Annotated in this window: 1 protein-coding gene; it reads right to left on the bottom strand. The window is 65.1% G+C overall.

The window, feature by feature from the left end:
• Positions 1–110: 110 nt before the first annotated feature.
• Positions 111–881 carry a hypothetical protein gene (locus tag ACODSR_RS20685; RefSeq protein ID WP_489078402.1) on the bottom strand — a complete coding sequence of 257 codons (771 nt, stop codon included), beginning with the start codon at positions 879–881 and terminating at the stop codon, positions 111–113.
• Between the last annotated feature and the right edge of the window lie 10 nt (positions 882–891).

Genomic DNA, 891 nt, shown 5'->3' with positions numbered 1-891 from the left:
GGAGCATGGCGAGGACCAACCCTTTGACGGATCGCGCCCGGTCTGGCCGGACCCCGACCGACGGTGCGCGCGGTAGCGCGCCGGGGGGATTTCCCCCCGGCCCACGACGCCTAGAACGCGAACGCTTCTTGCCCGCTTGCCTCGGTGAATGTCGGGCCGTCACCGGCTGCATAGCGGGTGCGGCCTTCCTCGGCCCACTGTAGGAAACCGGCCCGATCATAAGCGAACCATCCGCGCTCGATCCCGACGATTTTCGCCCATGCGCGGCTGTAGCGTTCGGCACCGCAAAGGCAGTTGATGGGCCAGCCCTTTCCGCACTCGCCCTGATTGGACAGCACCGGGGCGGCGAAGATTTGCAGCAACCCGGCTGCATTTTCCGGCTCGGGAGCGTCGATCGCCGCCATGATCTGCCGCGCCTCGCTTGGGGTGAGATACCCTTTGCGGTTCCGGTCATGGGGGGAAGAACTCAACCCGTGCGTTACCGCGCTGGCTATCGAATCCTCTGTCGTGAAAGCGCGCGTCTCTAGCAGCTCGCGCCATTGGAACTCGCAAATCAGGTCAACAGCGTGGTGGTACTCGCCATAGTCGTTGCGGATGCCGTGCCGATTGGGGAGGCCGTAGGGTTCAACCTCGACGCCGGTTGCATCCGCGATCTGCTGTACCAGCGGATGCCCCGCCAGCGCGGGGTGACGCAGCGCGATCCGGCGCGGCGTGTCACCATGCGGCGCGGTCATATCAAGCGGGTACTGGATCAGCCGCGACGGCAGGTTCCAAGGCGACGGCAGCGAAGCGCGGTCGCGCGCCGCGATATGCGTCTTTTCGTGGGTCAGCTCGTAGGGGGTTGAGTAGCAACGGAACAGAAAACCTACATAAGGCAGCACGCCTCAAGGC

Source organism: Sphingobium sp. FG125, assembly GCF_057809795.1.
Note: the sequence above shows the minus strand (reverse complement) of the source record. Positions and strands in the feature narration are given on the sequence as shown.